Source organism: Lysobacter yananisis (assembly GCF_031199375.1).
GTDB classification, from domain to species: domain Bacteria; phylum Pseudomonadota; class Gammaproteobacteria; order Xanthomonadales; family Xanthomonadaceae; genus Lysobacter; species Lysobacter yananisis.
The window spans coordinates 3,923,096-3,940,048 of sequence record NZ_CP133568.1; the positions used below are offsets into that span (position 1 = coordinate 3,923,096).

Annotated in this window: 12 protein-coding genes; 4 read left to right on the forward strand and 8 right to left on the reverse strand. The window is 70.9% G+C overall.

All coding sequences use genetic code 11. The annotated features are described in order from the left end of the window. Nucleotides 1–107: 107 nt before the first annotated feature. Nucleotides 108–869 (reverse strand): DJ-1/PfpI family protein, encoded by a 762-nt coding sequence (locus RDV84_RS16440; RefSeq protein ID WP_309150943.1) that lies wholly within the window; start codon nt 867–869, stop codon nt 108–110. 102 nt (nt 870–971) lie between these two features. Beyond that, complete coding sequence (locus RDV84_RS16445) at nt 972–1,757, reverse strand: TSUP family transporter (RefSeq protein WP_057948139.1); 786 nt, start codon at nt 1,755–1,757, stop codon at nt 972–974. 651 nt (nt 1,758–2,408) lie between these two features. Between RDV84_RS16445 and RDV84_RS16450 the strand changes: the two genes are divergently transcribed. The 4 genes from RDV84_RS16450 (at nt 2,409) to RDV84_RS16465 (ending at nt 8,351) form a co-directional block, all read left to right on the forward strand. After that, nucleotides 2,409–3,497 carry a hypothetical protein gene (locus RDV84_RS16450; protein WP_250449735.1) on the forward strand — a complete coding sequence of 363 codons (1,089 nt, stop codon included), beginning with the start codon at nt 2,409–2,411 and terminating at the stop codon, nt 3,495–3,497. A gap of 28 nt (nt 3,498–3,525) precedes the next feature. Beyond that, the gene (locus RDV84_RS16455; protein WP_309150944.1) at nt 3,526–4,191 is read left to right on the forward strand and encodes a hypothetical protein; all 666 of its coding nucleotides are present in this window, start codon (nt 3,526–3,528) and stop codon (nt 4,189–4,191) included. 89 nt (nt 4,192–4,280) lie between these two features. After that, the gene (gene lnt / locus RDV84_RS16460; RefSeq protein WP_309150945.1) at nt 4,281–6,677 is read left to right on the forward strand and encodes an apolipoprotein N-acyltransferase; all 2,397 of its coding nucleotides are present in this window, start codon (nt 4,281–4,283) and stop codon (nt 6,675–6,677) included. Between the two features lie 258 nt (nt 6,678–6,935). Continuing rightward, entirely contained in the window at nt 6,936–8,351 is a 1,416-nt protein-coding gene (locus RDV84_RS16465) for an amino acid permease (RefSeq protein ID WP_057948136.1), read from the forward strand. A 148-nt stretch (nt 8,352–8,499) separates the two neighbouring features. Here the strand turns inward: RDV84_RS16465 and RDV84_RS16470 are convergent, their stop codons facing one another. From RDV84_RS16470 to RDV84_RS16495, 6 genes are all read right to left on the reverse strand, one after another. After that, nucleotides 8,500–8,781 (reverse strand): hypothetical protein, encoded by a 282-nt coding sequence (locus tag RDV84_RS16470; protein ID WP_309150946.1) that lies wholly within the window; start codon nt 8,779–8,781, stop codon nt 8,500–8,502. 311 nt (nt 8,782–9,092) lie between these two features. Beyond that, nucleotides 9,093–10,109, reverse strand: coding sequence for a M15 family metallopeptidase (locus tag RDV84_RS16475; protein ID WP_309150947.1), 1,017 nt, complete (start codon nt 10,107–10,109; stop codon nt 9,093–9,095). A gap of 237 nt (nt 10,110–10,346) precedes the next feature. Further along, nucleotides 10,347–11,837 carry an MFS transporter gene (locus tag RDV84_RS16480; RefSeq protein WP_309150948.1) on the reverse strand — a complete coding sequence of 497 codons (1,491 nt, stop codon included), beginning with the start codon at nt 11,835–11,837 and terminating at the stop codon, nt 10,347–10,349. Between the two features lie 577 nt (nt 11,838–12,414). Then, entirely contained in the window at nt 12,415–13,470 is a 1,056-nt protein-coding gene (locus RDV84_RS16485) for an MDR family NADP-dependent oxidoreductase (protein WP_309150949.1), read from the reverse strand. Continuing rightward, complete coding sequence (locus RDV84_RS16490) at nt 13,467–15,194, reverse strand: phytoene desaturase family protein (RefSeq protein WP_057948131.1); 1,728 nt, start codon at nt 15,192–15,194, stop codon at nt 13,467–13,469. The genes RDV84_RS16485 and RDV84_RS16490 overlap by 4 nt, the downstream gene beginning before the upstream one ends. Before the next feature lie 13 nt (nt 15,195–15,207). Continuing rightward, the gene (locus tag RDV84_RS16495; RefSeq protein ID WP_309150950.1) at nt 15,208–16,944 is read right to left on the reverse strand and encodes a phytoene desaturase family protein; all 1,737 of its coding nucleotides are present in this window, start codon (nt 16,942–16,944) and stop codon (nt 15,208–15,210) included. Between the last annotated feature and the right edge of the window lie 9 nt (nt 16,945–16,953).

A 16,953-nucleotide genomic window follows, 5' to 3' on the forward strand; every position in this document is an offset into this window, starting at 1 on the left:
CTAGGGATGGCCCTAGATCGTCTTGCCCGACCCGGCGGTTCGCGCGCCCGGCGGTCGCGGCGCGTTCGCGGCGGCGGCCGCGCCGCGCGCGCGACACGCGGCCCGGGTCATCGCGCCAAACCGTTGAGCGCGGCGAACGGATCCTCGTCCGGATCGCGGTTCCAGCGGTATTCGGCGCCGTTCGCCACTCGCGTCGCGGTATCTCCGCCGAACAGCTTGGCGATCAGCGCCAACGACATGTCCATTCCCGCCGAGATGCCCGAGGAGGTGAAATATTTTCCGTCCTCGACCCAACGCGCCCGCTCGACCCAATCGACCTTGGGCCCCTGCGCGGTGGCCCAGGCGAACGCGCGCTTGTTGGTGGTGGCCCTGGCGCCGTCGAGCACGCCGGTACGGGCCAGGATCGCCGCGCCGGTGCAGATGCTGGCGACATGCGGCGTCTTCAGCGCCAGCGCCTTGACCGCTTCGATCAGCGCGGCGTTGCCGACTTCGCGGCGGGTGCCCATTCCGCCCGGAACCAGCAGCACGTCCAGGTCGGGCGCGTCCGCGAACGCGCGATCGACCGCGACCGCAGGCCCCGCGCTGCTCGCGACCAGGCCCGTGTTCTGCGCGAGGATGACGATCCGCAGCCGGTCGCGCAGGGCGCCGAACATTTCCAGCGGGCCGAACACGTCGAGCAACTGGAAGCCGTCGAAGACGACCATGCCGACCCGCATCAGATCGTCGCCGGCATCGTTCGCGCCGTTTGCGCCGCCGGTTGCCCGCGCGGCGCCCGCCGTCAGCGCGACCGCCGAGGCGGCCAGGCCCAGGTGGAGCAGGGCCGCCCGCCGCGAGCGCCCGTTGAGGTCCATGCCGCCCATGTCGTTCATCGCATCGCTCCAGTCCGGCTTGCGACTGTAGAGACGCGGCGGCGCAGGCCGGATGCGGCAGAACGCCACAGACCGCGCGTGCCCGCGCCGCGGCGGCGCGTCTCAGAACAGGCCCAGCACCGAGCGGGTCAGCGGGTTGGCCGGGTCCGACAACAGTTTGGCGGTCAGCAGCAGCGACATGACCAGCAGCAGCGGGCGGATCACCCGCGCGCCGACGCGCAAGGCCAGGTGCGCGCCGAGCTGGCCGCCGAGCACGCTCGACAGCGCCATCAGCAGGCCCAGGGTCCACAGCACCTGGCCGCCGACGATCAGGGCGAGCAGCGCGGCGACGTTGCTGGAGAGGTTGAGGAACTTGGTGTGCGCGGTGGCCGAGACCAGCCCCATGCCGAACAAGGCGACCAGCGCGGTGGTCAGGAACGCGCCGGTGCCGGGGCCGAAGAAGCCGTCGTAAAAGCCGATCGCGGCGACCAGGCCGACCAGCGCCGCGGGACCGAGGCGGCTGTGCCGGTCGTCCTCGGAGGCTTTGGGCGCGAGCGCGAAGTAGACCACCATCGCGATCAGCAGCACCGGGATCAGTCCGCTGAGGAACGCCGGGGAAACGTGTTGCAGGGTCAGGGCGCCCAGCGCGGAGCCCGCGAACGCGGCGAGCGCGGGCTTGCGGAAGCGGCGGAAATCGATCCTGCCCTTGCGCGCGAACGCATACACGGCGCTGGCCGTGCCGAAACTGCTCTGCAGCTTGTTGGTGGCGATCGCGGCGACCGGCGGAATGCCCGCGGCCATCAGCGCCGGGATCGTCAGCAGTCCGCCGCCGCCGGCGAGCGCGTCGATCACGCCCGCCACGAACGCCACCGCCATGAGCAGCGCAATCACTTCGATGCCGAATTCCATACTTGACCTGAAAGCGTGTAGAGCGGCGTCGGAGTCGATGCGGCTTTATGCGCCGATTATGAAGCAAACCGCATCGCCCACCGCGCCGGGCGCGGGCGCGACGCGAACAGGCCGCGCCGATCCGATGCGGGATTCGACGATCGCGGACCGGCGTCGCGTTCTCGCCCTGGCGGCCCCGGCGCGGGAGCATGCGTCGGCCGGCGCGGCGGTTCGCGCAGCCGCGCGCGCGGTCCGTTGCCTGGATCGCCGCGGCCGGTCGCGACGTTCGCCCGGTGCGTCGACTTGCGCGCGCGCCGCGGCGTCCGCGCCATCGCGATCGCGAAAACGTGATGCCGCCCGGCGCGGCTGTTGCAGCGCACATTGCGCCGGCTCGAAACCGTACGCTAGCGTCCGGGGGGCGATGACAGGGGCGGCGCAGCGGCATCGCAGTCGGCCGTCGTTGAGGTCCGTCGCAGATCGGCGACGGCGGCGCCGGCCGCGGCCGCGTTGTCATGAGTCGGACTTGTCGCGAAGCGAGCCTGCGCACCGGGCTCGCGCTGGATTGTCCGTGTCGCTCGTACCGCCCGTATCGCCCAGCTTCTGCCTTCCGCACTTTCTCACCGGGCGCCCGCGTGCGCCCGCCGCGTACATCATCTCGAAGGGGAATTAAGGATGAAGACTCTGTTCCGCAACAACGCGGGGCGGTTGCTCCCGGCTGCGGCCCTGTTCGCGCTCTGCGCGCCGGCCATGGCCAGCACCTTGAACCAGAACGTGTCGTGGACCATCGACCGGGCCGGCACCAGCACCGTCTACCGCACCGTCGCCTACGGCGATTCGATCTTCGCCGGCTACAACGGCTCGATCAGCAACGCGGCCAAGTACTCGGCGCCGACGGTGGACGCCGAATACCTGTCGGCGCGCTGGAACGCCGACATCGAGAACGTCCGCCGGGCCAAGTCCGGCGCGGTGGCGCGCGACGTGTACGAGAACAAGATCGTCGCCGAGCGCTCCTACATGCAGGCCGCCTCGACCCGCGCGGTGAGCTTCGAGATGTGCGGCAACGACGGGCTGCAGGCGCGCACCGCGTTCAAGGAACAGACCGGCACCTGCAACTACGCCGTGCTGGATTCGGCGGTGAACTCGTGCAAGACCTACGTGGCCGCGGCGATGGACTACATCAACGCCAATGCCCACGCCAACGTCAAGCTCAAGGTCGTCTCCAACCTGTACTACCCCGGCTACGCCGCCGACAACGTGCAGAGCTCGTGCCGCGACGCCGCCACCGGCCAGACCGTGAGCCTGCGCGACAAGTTCCTGCCGGCGATCGCCAAGATGAACTACTGGACGTGCGAGTACGCGCGCCAGAAGGGCTTCAAGTGCGCCGACAGCTTCGCCCAGTACATGGGCGCGGATTACGACAGCAACGGCGACGGCCAGATCGACGCCGACGCGCTGCGCTACGTGGTCGGCGACTCGGAGGCCAGCTACGTCAACCGCATCGCGGTGACCTTGCGCGCGACCTTGCGCGACGCCAACGCCAAGTTCGTTTCCTCGTCGAGTTCCTACGACTACATCCAGTCCGACGACACCCACCCGACCTACACCGGCGGCACGGTCTCGGCCGGCCTGTGGGGCGGCACCACCGGCAGCGGCGCGTCGCGCTATCCGACCATCAACAGCGGCCGCAACCCGATCTGGAACCAGTACGGGCACGAGCGCATGGGTTGGGCCTTGTCGGTGTATCAGCCGGCGAGCCCGTGAACCGCGCGCAGGCTAAGGGCTTAGCGCCATGACCGAACGCAATCGCGCGCAGGCTTCGCCGTCCCGCGCGGACGGCGCGGGCCTGCGCGTGATCGCGAAACCGCCGGCGCGCGATGGCCGGCGATGGGGCGCGGCCTGTGTCGCCGTCGCCGTCGTCGGGGCGCTGGTCGGCTGGTGGTTGTGGCCCGTGCGCGGCGCCAACGCCGGCGGCATGCCGCCGGCGCGCATCCAACACGATGCCGCCGCCGCGTCCGTGGGCGGTTCGCCGGCGGCCGACGCCGCGGCGCGCGCGGCGTCGCGGCAGGAACCGCCGACGATGCCGAGCGACGATCCCGACGACCTCGCCGCGTATTTCCGCCCCGGCGATCCGGAGCCGAGCGGCGCGCAGGTCATCGAGGCCTTGCACCAGGCCGGCGTGCGCACCGGCATCGGCGCGTTCAATCCGCCCGGCACCAGCCCGCCGCTGGCCGGTCTGGCGGTGCCGGCCGATTACGAACTGCCGACCGGCTACGTGCGCCATCACCAGGTCACCGACGAAGGCGTGCCGATCGAACCGGTGCTGATGTTCGCGCCCGGTTTCGTCCTGCGCGACGCGCGCGGGCGGCCGATCGCGATGCCGGACAACCGGATCGTGCCGCCGGAACTGGCGCCGCCGGGCATGCCGCAGCGGCAGATCGAGATTCCCCGCCACTGACACCGCGACACGGAGCGTTCGATTTGGTCCAGGAGCGGTCGTCCCTGTCCCGCTGGCGCGGTCCGGCCGGCATTCTCGCCACTGCGCTCTTGCTCGGCCTGTACGCCCGCGGCGGCCTCGCCTGGGGCCTGGGCTTCGTCGCGCTGGTGCCGTGGCTGCTGGCGCTCGGGCGCGGCACGACCTTGCGCGGCGCGCTGGCGAGCGGCGCGCTGATGAGCGTCGCCTTCGTCGCGGCGGTGTTCTATTGGTTCGGCGCGGCGATCGGCGCCTATGTCGGCGTCGGCGCGACGACGGCGACCGCGGCGCTGCTGGCGCTGGCGCCGCTGATGCAGCCGCAATGGCTGGCCTTCGCGCTGGCGAGGCAATGGGCCGGGCGCCGCTACGGCCCGGCGCTGCGCGCGCTGGCCGCGACCTCGGCGTGGCTCGCCTGCGAGTGGCTGGCGCCGAAAGCGCTGGGCGACACCCTGGGGCACGGCCTGTATCCGTCGGCGACGTTGCGCCAGGTCGCCGACCTCGGCGGCGCCGCCGGGCTGACCGCGTTGCTGCTGCTGGTCAACGAAGCCGTGGCGACGGCGATCGAACGGCGCGGACAGGGCGCGCGCGCGCTGGCGCGGCCGCTCGCGGCCGCGGCGCTGATCGTGGCGTGCATGGGCGGCTACGGCATGGCGCGGCGCGCGGCCTTGCAGGCGCCGCCGGCGCCGGCGCAGTCGTTGCGGGTGGCGATGGTCCAGGCCAGCATCGTCGACTACGAGCGCCTGCGCGGGCAGATCGGCGCCTATGCGGTGGTGCGCAAGGTGCTCGACGCGCACTACGCGCTGTCGGCCTCGGCGATCAACGATCACGGCGCGGACGTGCTGCTGTGGTCGGAGACGGTCTATCCCACCAGTTTCGGCCATCCGCGCAGCGAAGACGGCGCCGCGTTCGACCGCGAACTGCAGGGCTTCGTCGATCACGCCGGCGTGCCGCTGGTGTTCGGCACCTACGACCGCGACGCGCTCGGCGAGTACAACGCGGCCGCGTTGCTGGAGCCGGGCAAGGGCCTGCTCGGCGTCTACCGCAAGACCTATCCGTTCCCGCTGACCGAGTACGTGCCGGCGTGGCTCGACGGCCCGCTGTTGCGCCGCGCGCTGCCGTGGACCGGCGGCTGGCGCCCGGGCGACGGCGCGCGGGTGCTGCCGCTGCGCAGCGCCGACGGACGCGAAGTCAACGTGGTGCCGCTGATCTGCCTGGACGACGTGCATCCCGACCTCGCCATCGACGGCGCCCGGCTCGGCGCGCAGGCGATCGTCGGCATGTCCAACGATTCCTGGTTCACCCATTACCCGGTGGGCGCGCGCCTGCACCTGGCGGTCGCGGCGTTCCGCAGCATCGAGACCCGGCTGCCGCAGGTGCGCGTCACCAGCAACGGGCTCAGCGCGATCATCGACGAGAGCGGCGAAGTGCTGGCGCACACCGCGACCGGCGACCGGGCGGTGCTGACCGCGGCGATCGGCGCGCGCGCGCCGATGCCGACGCTGATGGTGCGCTGGGGCGATTGGGTCGGGCGCGCGGGCGCGGGAGTGTTGCTGGGATTGGCGATGCTGGCGGTGTGGCAGTCGGCGCGCCGTCGCGCGGCCGCCGCGGCGCGCGAGGAAACCACGGTCGATGCGGCGGTGCTGACGCCGCCCTGGCGCGCGCTGGCCGGCGCGCTGCGGCTGTGCGCCGGCCTGGGGCTGGCGTGGCTGGCGTTCGACATGCTGACCCGGATCGGTTTGCAGATCCAATCCCTGTCGCAACTGCGCTTGTTCGCGATGGCGGTGGTGGCGCCGGCGGTGGCGGCGTGGGCGATCGGGCGCGCGTTCGCGGCGCAACTGCGGGTCGAGGACGGGAGGTGGGTGCTGGAGCAGCGGCGGCAGCGGATCGAACTGCCGCTGGCATCGGTCGCCGCGTTGAGGCCGTGGCGCATCGCGCTGCCGGGCAGCGGCGTCGACGTGCGCCTGGCCGAGGGTCCGCGCTGGACCCGAGGCCTGGCGCTGGCGCGGCCGCAATCGCTGCTGCGCCTGTTGGCCGCCGGCGGCGCGTCGGTGCGCTGGGAGGGCCGCTTCGCCGCCGCCTGGGCCGAGTGGGCCCAGGCCCGCGCCGACGCGCACCGGCGCCGGCTCGATCACCCGCTGGCGAAGTTCGCGCTGTTGCCGCTGCTGCTGGCGTTGGTGGCGTTCCGGCTGCATCAGGTCATCGCCTTCGGCGGCACCTTCGGCGAGTACTACAGCTACGGGCTCGGCGCGTACCTGACCGGCCTGCTGATCTGGTGGGCGTCGTGGTCGATCGGCCTGATGCTGCTCGCGGCGGTGTTGCGGATCGGTATCGAGATCGCGGTGGCGGCGGCCGCGATCTTGCGCGCCACGCAAGCCGCGGCGGTGCGCGACGCGCTGGAATGGCTGGGCCGGGCGGCGTTCTATCTCGGCGTGCCGGCATGGCTGGCGTGGCGATTGCTGTCGGCGGGATGAGCCGGGCGGCGGGCGGAGCAGGGCGAAACTCGCGCGCATGCGCCGCACTTCGCGCGCCGGGGTCTTTCCGCACCCATTGGGCCGGCCGCTCGACCGACGGTTGAGGTCGTCGACGCGGTCCGGTCCCGCAGCGAACCGGCGCGCGAACCGCGCCGCGGTTGTGCGGACTTCCGCATCCCAACCGGGCAAGCGCGACTAGTCCGGCGCGCCGCGCCGGTGCGAGCATCGCCGGGGTCGTCCGCCGCCGCTGGAGCTTCGATGAGCCTCGCCGCCCGCCTGTTGCGCCGCAAGTCGGTCGAACAACTGCAACGCCAGGCGCAAACGCGCGGCGAACTGCAACGGGTACTGGGGCTGTGGCATCTCACCGCGATCGGCCTGGGCGGGATCATCGGCGTGGGCATCTTCGTGCTGACCGGCACCGTCGCCGCCGATCACGCCGGGCCGGCGGTGGTGCTGTCGTTCGTCATCGCCGGCATCGCCAGCGCCGCGGCGGCGCTGTGCTACGCCGAGTTCGCCGGCCTGATCCCGGTCTCGGGCAGCGCCTACACCTACGGTTACGCGGTGCTCGGCGAGTTCGCCGGCTGGCTGATCGGCTGGGACCTGCTGCTGGAATTCGCGTTGATCGCCGCGGTGGTGGCGGTGGGCTGGTCGGGCTACGTGCAGGCCTTGCTGGCCGCGGCCGGGATCGAACTGCCGCTGTGGGCGCGCGGCGCGTACTTCGGCGACGTGCCGGGGCAGTGGGTGAACCTGCCGGCGGTGTTCGTGGCGTTGGCGATCACCGCGCTGCTGGCGTTCGGCACCCAGGCCGGCGCGCGCTTCAACACCGTGGTGGTGGCGATCAAGATCGGCGCGGCGGTGTTGGTGATCGCCGCCGGCGCGGCGTTCGTCGATCCGGCGCGCTGGCAGCCGTTCATGCCGTTCGGCTTCGGCGGCGTGGTCACCGGCGCCTCGATCGTGTTCTTCGCCGTGTTCGGCTACGAGATGATGACCACCGCGGCCGAGGAGGCGCTGAACCCGCAACGCGACCTGCCGCGCGCGGTGGTGCTGTCGCTGGCGATCGCGATGACGCTGTACGTCGGCATCTGCCTGGTGCTGACCGGCATCGTCTCCTACGCCACGCTCGACAACGACGCGCCGGTCGCCAACGCGTTCGCCGCCATCGGCATGCCGCGGGTGATGGTGGCGATTTCGCTGGCCTCGATCTGCGGCATCACCAGCGTGATCTTCGCCAACCTGATGGCCGGCGCGCGGATCTGGTTCGCGCTGGCCCGCGACGGCCTGCTGCCGGCGTGGTTCGGCCAGGCCCATCCGCGCTGGCGCACGCCGTGGCGCACGACGTGGCTGATCGGCGCGGTGGCGGCGCTGGCGGCGGGATTGTTCACCCTGGAAGAACTCGCCAAGCTGGTCAACATCGGCGTGCTGAGCGCGTTCGTGGTGATCTGCAGCGCGGTGCTGGTGCTGCGCCGGACCCGGCCGGAGCTGGAGCGGCCGTTCCGCACGCCGTTCTCGCCGTGGGTGCCGCTGATCGGGATCGGTTTCTCGCTGTGGCTGATCTCGGGCCTGCCGTGGGTCACCTACGAGCGTTTCGCGCTGTGGCTGCTGCTCGGCTGCGCGGTGTATTTCGGTTACGGCATCCGCCACAGCCGGTTGGCCGGCGCGTCCGACGGCGCTTGAGCCGGTCGCTGCGCGCGCGCAGCGTGGCCGTTCGACGCGCGTCCGCGCAAGCTTGGACGGCTTCAAGCCGGTCTGCTCAAAGCCAACCTGCTCCAAGCCGGCCTGCCCGAAGCGTGGCCTGCTCGAAGCGCGGCCTTGCGCGTCGCGCTCAGCGCTGGCCGCTGGCGGCGTGGCCTTGCAGTTGCGCCGCGCCGGGCGGGTAACGCGCGGCCTGCGCCGCTTCGGCGGCTTCGTCCAGCGCGTCGGCGGCGATCGCGCGCGCGGGTTCGGCCGTCGCCGCGCACGGCGACGCGGTCGGCGCTGCGGCGCTGGCCCGGGCGTAATCGCGGCCGTGGCAGGTGGGCAGGCACGCGGCCGCCAGCAGGCAGGCGCCGGCGATCAGCGCGGCCGCGCTCGGAGGCGTAAGGGCTACGCCGAGGGTGGTTTTCATGCGATACCGAGGAAGTGTGGCGGGTGCGGCCGCTGCGGCCGCGGTGCGCGTTCGGACGCGCTTATCTGTTGGTGGCTTCGCCGATCTTGATGGCGCGGTGCGGCGACTGCATGTGCAAGACGTCCCCCTCAGGCCGCGGCGAGGATCGCGCGCGAAGTGCGGCATTGCACGCGAATGCGGCCGCGCGCGCCAGCTAGGAGCGACCCTAGTAGGAGATAGCGGTTAGGAGATAGGAGATAGGAGATAGCGAAAGCCGGCAGCGCCGCCCCGGCTTTCGCTATCTCCTATCTCCTAACCGCTATCTCCTGCTTTCAAAGTCCGAGATTGTTCCAGACCTGCTGCAGTCCGCCCTGGCGATAGGCCGGCAGCATCGTGCGCGCTTCGCCGGCGCCGAGGCCGGGGTGGTACTCGACGTGCGGGCGGTCGGTGATGCCGCGCCAGTTGCCGCCCCATTCCAGGCCGTTGGCGACCGCGATCTCGCCGTAGCGGTCCCAGTTGCCGTTCTCCGGCCAGCTCGGCTGGCCACGCGCGTCGTTGAAGGCGATGTCCGCCGCCAGTCCATAGTTGTGCCAGGAACTGCCGCCGGTGGCGTTGGTGACGATCCGGCCCGGCGCGGTGCGGCCCTGCGCATACAGCGCGTTCTGCTCGGCGACGCTGCGGTAGGTGTCGGTCACGCGCATGTCCATGCCTTCGCGGCGCGCGCGAGAGATCACCGATTCGACCCGCTGGGTCAGCGCGCGGTTGAGGTCGGCGCTGTCCAGGCGCGCGTTGGGATCGGCGGCGTGCAGGTCGACCAGGTTGCGCGTCTGCCCGGCCGCGTCGGCCTCGCGCAGTTGCACGCGGGTGTTGATGTCGTCGTAGACGCTGCGCGGCGCGGTCTCGCCGGCGAGCTGCACCTGGCCGTCGTTGCGGATGCTGCCGGCGACCTGGCCGTCGGCGCCGATCAGTTCGCCGTTGCGGATGTCGTAGGTCTGCCCGTCCAGGGTCAGGGTGCCGGCGTCGGGCGTCAGCGCGCTCGGCGTGGCCTGCGGGTCCAGCGTCTGCTCGGCCACGCCTTGCAGATAGGTCGCGGTGGCCAGGTTCGGCGCGGCGTTGAACGCGTCCAGGGCCTGCACCTGCTGTTCGACGCTGAGCTGGGCGTAGTTCGGATCGGCGGTGAGCGCGGCCAGCGCGGCCGTGGCCTGGGGGTTGTTCTCCAGTTCGTCGTCGAGTTCCTGCGCGCGGGTTTCGGCCGCGGTCGGCGCGGTTTGCGCGGTGTGCGAAACGGACTGGCTGTCCTGGGTGCTGGAACTGCCTGAGCTGCCTGAAGCGCCGTTGACGCTGTCCATGGGCCGGTCTCCTGGTCGTGCGCCGTCGCGACGGAATGCAGCCGTGCGCGGCGGCGGTGGGCGTAGCGTCCATTGCAGGCGCTGTGGGCGCGCGCGGCCAGCTAGGAGCGACCCTAGGCGCGGCAGGCGATCGGGGCCGAGGGTGTGTCGCGGATCACGCATCTCAGCCGATGGCGCGGGCCGGCGCGACCTTGGCGCCGACGCGGAGCGCGCCGGTCGGCGCCGGCCGGCGCCAGCTCACGCGCCGGGCGCGGGCTCGGCCAGTTCGGCCGCGTGCGCGGTGCGCGGCCGGATCCAGGCGTAGCACAGCAGCGCCAGGGCGATGCCGGCGGCGGCGAAGAAGAACAGTTCGGAGTAGGCGTCGCGCAGCAACGCGCGGGTGGTCTCGGGCAGCGTCTGCGCCGTCGCGCTTTCGCCGCCGGCGAGCAGGCCGCCGGCGAGCGCGCCGCCGCCGAGGCGGACGTGGGCGACGATCATCGCCGAGCCGGCGGCGACCACGACCGCGGTGCCGAGGGTGCGGCTGAGCGCCATCGCGCCGGTCAGCGCGCCGAGTTGCCGCGCCGGTGCGGCGTTCTGCGCGACCGCGTTGACCGTGGCCGTGCACGGGCCGATGCCGAAGGCGACCAAGGCGAGCAGGGCGCTGACCGACCAGGCGCTCAGTTGCGACGCCAGCGCGCCCATCAGCGCCAGGGTCAGCGCCGCGATCGCCAGTCCCGGCAGCACCGGCCGTTTGTAGTCGCCGCTGCGCGCGGCGGCGCGGCCGCCGATCAGCGCGCCGGCCGCGCCGGCGATCAGCGCCGGCACCAGCAGCGCGCCGGACACGGTCGGGCGCAGGCCGTGGCCGAGCTGCCAGTACGCCGGCATCAGCACCGCCACCGCGATGTAGAAGCCGTACAGCAGCAGGCTCGCGGCCAGCGCCGGGCCGATCGCCGGATCGCGCAGCCAGGCCGGCGCCAGCAGCGGGTCGGCGCTGCGGCGCTGGCGCGCGAAGAACACCGCGCCGGTCGCCAGCGCGACCGCCAGCGCGGACAGCACCGGCGCCGACAGCCACGGATGGCGCGCGCCGCCCCACGACAGCGCCAGCAGGAACGCGCCGGTGGCGACGGCGAACAGCGCGGTGGCGGCCAGATCGATGCGGCCTTCGCCGTGCCCCGGGCCGAGCGCGCGCAGCCCCGGCGCACCGATCCACAGCACCAGCGCGCCCAGTGGCAGGTTGATCCAGAAGATCGCGCGCCAGTGCAGCCAGTCGCTGAGCGCGCCGCCGAGCAGCGGACCGATCAGCCCGGCCGCGGCCCACACCAGGGCGAAGTAGCCGGCGTAGCGGCTGCGCTGGGCGGGGCCGGCGAGCTGCGCGACCGCGGCCTGCGCGACCACGATCAGGCCGGCGCCGCCGATGCCCTGCACGGCGCGTCCGCCGATCAGCGTGCGCATGTCCGGCGCCAGCGCGCAGATCGCCGAACCCAGCGCGAACAGCGCCATGCACGCGCGCAGCAGCGCGCGACGGCCGTGCAGGTCGCTGAGCTTGCCGATCACCGGCGTGGCCGCGGCGGTGGCGAGCAGGTAGGCCGACAGCGCCCAGCCGAGCAGGTCGAACCCGGCCAGATCGCGCACGATCGCCGGCAGCGCGGTGGCGACGATGGTCTGTTCCAGCGCGCCGAGGAACAGCGCGAGCAACAGGCCGGTAAGCAGGCGCGAGTGGCCGGCGAGGGCGGGCGAGGGGGCGGGCATGGCCGGTCCTTGGGAGCTGGGGTGGGAGTGGGGAGTGGGTGTGCGGGGAGCGGAGAAGTGAGAAGTGAGAAGTGAGAAGTGAGAAGTGAGAAGTGAGAAGTGAGAAGTGAGAAGCGAGAAGCGAGAAGCGAGAAGTGAGAAGTGAGGAAGAGGAACGAGGTAGGAAGCGGGATGCGGGAAAATCTAGGCGGGAAACGAATCGTCTTTGACCGGCCCTCGCGCGCCGTCATTCCGGCGAAAGCCGGAATCCATTTTGATTTTTCTTTCGCCGCGTCCGCTTCGCACGAACAGAGGCGAATCAGAAGCAACGGCAAAATGGATTCCGGCTTTCGCCGGAATGACGGTGGCTGGAGGCTGACGCGTGCGTGAGGGCGAAAGAAAGCGAGCGAGGGCGCGATGTACAAGCGACAGCGAACGCGAAACGTCGCGGCCAAATCCCAGCGGCGCAAACCCTGAGCCGTAACCCTCGAAGCGGAAACCCCGAGGCGGAAGCTCCGAGGCGGAAATCGCGCGGCGCGAGCCTCCACGACACAACCCCCACGGCGGACGCGCCGTCGCGCGCGTCCGCCGATCGCGCTCACACCCGCACCAGCACCTTGCCGCGGTTGCTTTCGCTGGCCGAGAACAACGTCTGGTATGCGGCGGGAATATGCTCGAACCCGTCCTGCACGGTTTCGTGCGCGACCAGCTCCTGCCGCCGCACCAGCCCGCCGAGTTCCTCGTGCAGCGCGCTCCAGTTCTGCTCGTTGAACCACTCCAGCGAGAAGATGCCGCGGATGGTCGCGCGCGGGAACATGATGTACGGCAGCAGGCGCGGACCGTGGTAATCGCGCTGGACCTGGGTCGCCCATTGCCAGCACACCGCGACCTGGCTGCCGACGTTGAGCATCGAAAACACCGCGTCGGTGACGCTGCCGCCGATGCTGTCGAAGTACTTGTCCACGCCGTCGGGCGCGGCCTCGCGCAACGCTTCGCGCATCTTGTCGGCGTCGTCGGCGAGCTTGTAGTCGATCACCGCGTCGAAGCCGAGCTGGCTCAGGTACCGGGCCTTGCCGGCCGAGCCGGCGGTGCCGACCACGCGCGCGCCGGCGCGCTTGGCCATCTGCCCGACCAGGGTGCCGATCATGCCCGAGGCGCCGCTGACCACGACGGTGTCGCCGGGGCGCACCTGCATGAACTTGGTCATCGTGCCCCAGGCGGTCATGCCGGGGCCGCCCATCACGCCGAGCGCGGTCGACAGCGGCAGCGCGTCGTCGTAGTGGCGCAGGTCGAGCTTGCGGTAGGCCGGGAACACCATCGGGAAGGTGCCGGTCTGCCACAGCTTGGGTTTGCCGTCGCTGACCAGATGCGTGCGCCAGCCGCCGAAACCCTGCACCAGGTCGCCCGGCCGGAACGGCGCCTTCGGCCCGGCGTCGAGCACCTGCATGATCGAGTCGGCGCCCATGTGGTCGCCGATCGGCGTGTCCAGGCAGATGCCTTGCAGGTAGGGATCGACCGACACGTACAGGGTCTTGAGCAGCATCTGCTCCTCGCCCAGGCGCGTGTCCAGTTCGGTCTCGACTTTTTCGTAGATGCGCGCGGCATCGGGCACGCCCTCGACGTGTTCGCGTACCACCCAACGTTCGGTCTTCATGTGCTTGCGGTCCTGGTCGTGGCGAGTTGCGGAAAGCCGCTGGGCGGCGCGTAGGCGGGCTTGCTCGGCCCGACCGGGTGGATCAGGTGGGTCGGCATCGGCGCGTGGTCGTCGATGCTGGCGGTGAAGTCGCGGCCGTCGTCCTTGCAGATGAAGTGCATGACGTGGCGGCCGGCGGCGGCGGCGCGGATCAGCCCGCCGGTGGTGGCCCACACGCCGGAGATGTAGAAGTTCGACAGCCCTTGCATCACCGGGCCGTGCTTCTTGATCTCCTCTTCCATGGTCTCGCCGCTCTCCACGAACGGTTGCCAGCCCAGCACGGTGCCGTCGAAGTTGCCGGTGTAGCGCACCTGGGTCAGCGGGCTGGAGACGTCGCGCACGACGATCGAATCCTTGAGCCCGGGATAGCGCTTTTCCAGCAGCCGGATCATCGCGTTGCTGACCCGGCGCTTGGCCGCGTGGTACTCGTGGCCGCGGCGCACCGGCAGGGTGTGCAGTTCCTCGCCCTTGCGCTTGCGGCTGACCTGCTCGGGCCCTTCGTTGAGCGCGCGCCACGGCGCGATGTCGCAGAAGTAGGTGGCGTAGACGATGCAATGGTCCTTCGGCGCCAGTTCCGGATAGTGCTGGCTGCGGAACTGCACGTTGATGCTCGGGTGGCGGATGCCGAGCATCTCTTGCGCTTCCTCGTCGTCGAGGAGGTAGGTCGCGCAGGGCTCGCCTTCGGGGAAGGGCTTGTTCAGGCCCAGGAAGGTGATGAAGTAGCCCGGGAAGACCATGTGCGGTTCGGCGATGGTCTGGGTGTAGAGCTTGCGGTAGGTGTCGTTGAGGTAGCGGCCCTTGAGGAACTTCATCAGCGTGGTCTGGCCGTCGGCGGCGGAGACCACGATGTCGGAACGGATCTCGCGCCCGTCGCTGAGGCGGATGCCGACCGCGCGGTCGTCCTCGACCAGGATCTCCTCGACTTTCGCGTTGTAGTGCACCTGGCCGCCGAGGCGCCGGTAGCGTTCCTCGATCGACTTGGCCAGGCCGAGAGAACCGTGCTCGGGCACGCCGGCGGACAGGTTCGCGTGCGAGGCCAGCTGGAAGTAGAACGGCAGCACCGGGAAGTTCTGGTGCTTTTCGTAGAGGATGAAGTTGAACGCCTCGCGCAGCAGCGGGTCCTTGAACTTGGCCGAGTAGTCGGTCATCAGCACGCTGATCGACTTGCGGATGGCGTTGAAGTAGGGGAGGAACGACGCCAGCATCTTCCAGCGTTCCCAGCGCCCCATCAGCCCGACCGGCTTGAGGAAGGGATACACCGCCAGCGCCTTGCGGAAGCTGCGCAGCCCTTTGACGAAGTCGCGGATCAGCTTGGCGTCGGCCGGCGAATGCTCCAGCAGGTGCGCTTCGAGCCGGTCCGGATCGGAATAGAAGTACACCGCGCGGCCGTCGCGGCCGCGCACGATGTTGAACACGTCGAAGTGGCGCATCTGCTTGCCCTGCAACGCGCCGAGCTCCAGCCAGATCTGGTGCATCTCGTTGCCCGGGCCGTTGCCGAGCAGCCAGCTGATGCAGCAGTCGAAGGTGAAGTCGCCGCGGTCCCAGGCGGTGCAGCAGCCGCCGGGGATTTCGTGCATTTCGAAGATCTGGGTCTTGTAGCCGTTCATTTGCGCGTAGCAGCCGGTGGACAGGCCGCCCAGTCCCGCGCCGATGATGATCATGCTTTCCCGCTTGCCGCTCGGCATGGCCGTGCTCCTGTCAGACGATGGTGGCGTGCAGCGCAGGCGCGTCGCCGCCGCGCGCGGCGCGCGCGGGACGGTCGGCCGCCTGCTTGTCGAGTGCTTTGTCGAGTTGGGGGAACGGCCCGAGCTTGCCGGTATGCCAGCGTTCGCCGGCCTGGCTTTCGAAGGCGCGGAACTCGCGGCCCAGTTCCTTGCAGATGTACTGCATGGCGAAACGGCCGGTGGACGCGGCGCGGATCAGCCCGCCCAGGCCCACCCATTGCCCGGCCATGTAGAAACCCTTGAGCCCGGGCAACTGCATGCGGCCCTTGTTGACCAGCTCGTTGGCCAGGTCCTCGGCGTCGCTGAAGGCCTTCCACGCCAGGATCGAGCCGTTGCTGTTGCCGGTGTAGCGCTTGGTCGTGGCCGGCGAGGCCACGTCGACCAGTTCGATGCGTTCGTCCATGCCCGGATAGCGCCGCTCCAGGAACTCGCGCACGAACTGCGCGACCTCGCGCTTCTCCGCCCAGTAGCGCTTGCGGTCTTCGCTGCGCAGCCGGCGCCAGTAGTGGAAGTCGCTGAAGTAGGTGCAGTGGATCACCGCGCGGCCGGGCGGGGCGAAGCCGTCGGAATAGCGCGAGCGCAGCTGCACGACGATGCTGTTCTGCAGCGCGCCGGGCAGTCGCCGGCCTTCCTCTTCGCTGAGCAGGTAAGTGGTGCTGTGCGAGTCGTCCGGATCGAAGTCGCCGGTCAGGCCGACGAAAGCCGACACCACGGCCGGGAACAGGATGCCGGGCTTGTCCAGCATCTCGCCGTACAGGGTCTCGATCGCCGGGCTGGTGTACTTGCCCTCGAGCATGCCGTACAGCGTGGTGTAGCCGTCGGCGGCGGAGACCACGATGTCGGCGTAGTGGCGCGCGCCGCCCTTGAGCTGCACGCCGACGGCGCGGCCGTCCTCGACCAGGATCTTGTCGACCCGGCAGCGGTAGTTGAGGATGCCGCCGAGCGCGAGATAACGCTCCTCGATCGAGCGCGACAGCCCCAGCGAGCCGCCCTGCGGAAAGCCGGCGTTGCGGTTGTGCGCGCAGGCCATGTTGTACAGGTACGGCAGCACCGGGAAGGTTTCCGGGTCCTGGTAGAAGATGTTGCGGAACGCGCGCCGCAGCAGCGGGTCGCTGAAGCGGTCGGCGAAGCGGTGCATCGGCGTGGCGGCGTTGCGCCAGAACAGGCGGAACGCCGGCAGCACCTTCAGCAATGTGCGCAGCTTCTCGCCGACGCTCTTGAGCGGGTCGGGCGTCAGGAACGGGTACAGCTCGATCTTGACGAAGCGGCGCAGGTCGGCGCAGAAGGCCCGGATCGGTTCGGCGTCGGCCGGGGAAATCTCCAGCAGGTGCGCTTCGAGCCGGTCGGGATCGTTGTAGAAGGTCACCGAGCGGCCGTCCTCGTCGACGACCTTGTTGAACATGTCGAAGTCGCGCACGGTCTTGCCGTCGAGCGCGCCGAGCTCGCGCCAGACCCGGTTGGCGTCGTTGCCGGCGCCGGTGCCGATCAGCCATTCGATGCAGTAGTCGAAGATGTAGCCCTGGCGCGACCAGGCGGTGCAGCAACCGCCGGGCAGCACGTGGGTCTCGAAGATCCGCGTCTGCAATCCGCTCATCTGGCCGTAGACGCCGGTGGACAGGCCGCCGACGCCGCCGCCGATGACGATGACCCGCGGCGTGCCGTCCGCGGATGCGCCGCGTTCGCTCCAGTCGGGGCCGTTATCGCGCGCCATGGCGGGCCT

Bases quoted from the DNA above. Each gene is read 5' to 3' on its own strand.
- RDV84_RS16440 (WP_309150943.1), bottom strand. From the start codon at position 869: ATGAACGACATGGGCGGCATGGACCTCAACGGGCGCTCGCGGCGGGCG.
- RDV84_RS16445 (WP_057948139.1), bottom strand. From the start codon at position 1,757: ATGGAATTCGGCATCGAAGTGATTGCGCTGCTCATGGCGGTGGCGTTC.
- RDV84_RS16450 (WP_250449735.1), top strand. From the start codon at position 2,409: ATGAAGACTCTGTTCCGCAACAACGCGGGGCGGTTGCTCCCGGCTGCG.
- RDV84_RS16455 (WP_309150944.1), top strand. From the start codon at position 3,526: ATGACCGAACGCAATCGCGCGCAGGCTTCGCCGTCCCGCGCGGACGGC.
- RDV84_RS16465 (WP_057948136.1), top strand. From the start codon at position 6,936: ATGAGCCTCGCCGCCCGCCTGTTGCGCCGCAAGTCGGTCGAACAACTG.
- RDV84_RS16470 (WP_309150946.1), bottom strand. From the start codon at position 8,781: ATGAAAACCACCCTCGGCGTAGCCCTTACGCCTCCGAGCGCGGCCGCG.
- RDV84_RS16475 (WP_309150947.1), bottom strand. From the start codon at position 10,109: ATGGACAGCGTCAACGGCGCTTCAGGCAGCTCAGGCAGTTCCAGCACC.
- RDV84_RS16480 (WP_309150948.1), bottom strand. From the start codon at position 11,837: ATGCCCGCCCCCTCGCCCGCCCTCGCCGGCCACTCGCGCCTGCTTACC.
- RDV84_RS16485 (WP_309150949.1), bottom strand. From the start codon at position 13,470: ATGAAGACCGAACGTTGGGTGGTACGCGAACACGTCGAGGGCGTGCCC.
- RDV84_RS16490 (WP_057948131.1), bottom strand. From the start codon at position 15,194: ATGCCGAGCGGCAAGCGGGAAAGCATGATCATCATCGGCGCGGGACTG.
- RDV84_RS16495 (WP_309150950.1), bottom strand. From the start codon at position 16,944: ATGGCGCGCGATAACGGCCCCGACTGGAGCGAACGCGGCGCATCCGCG.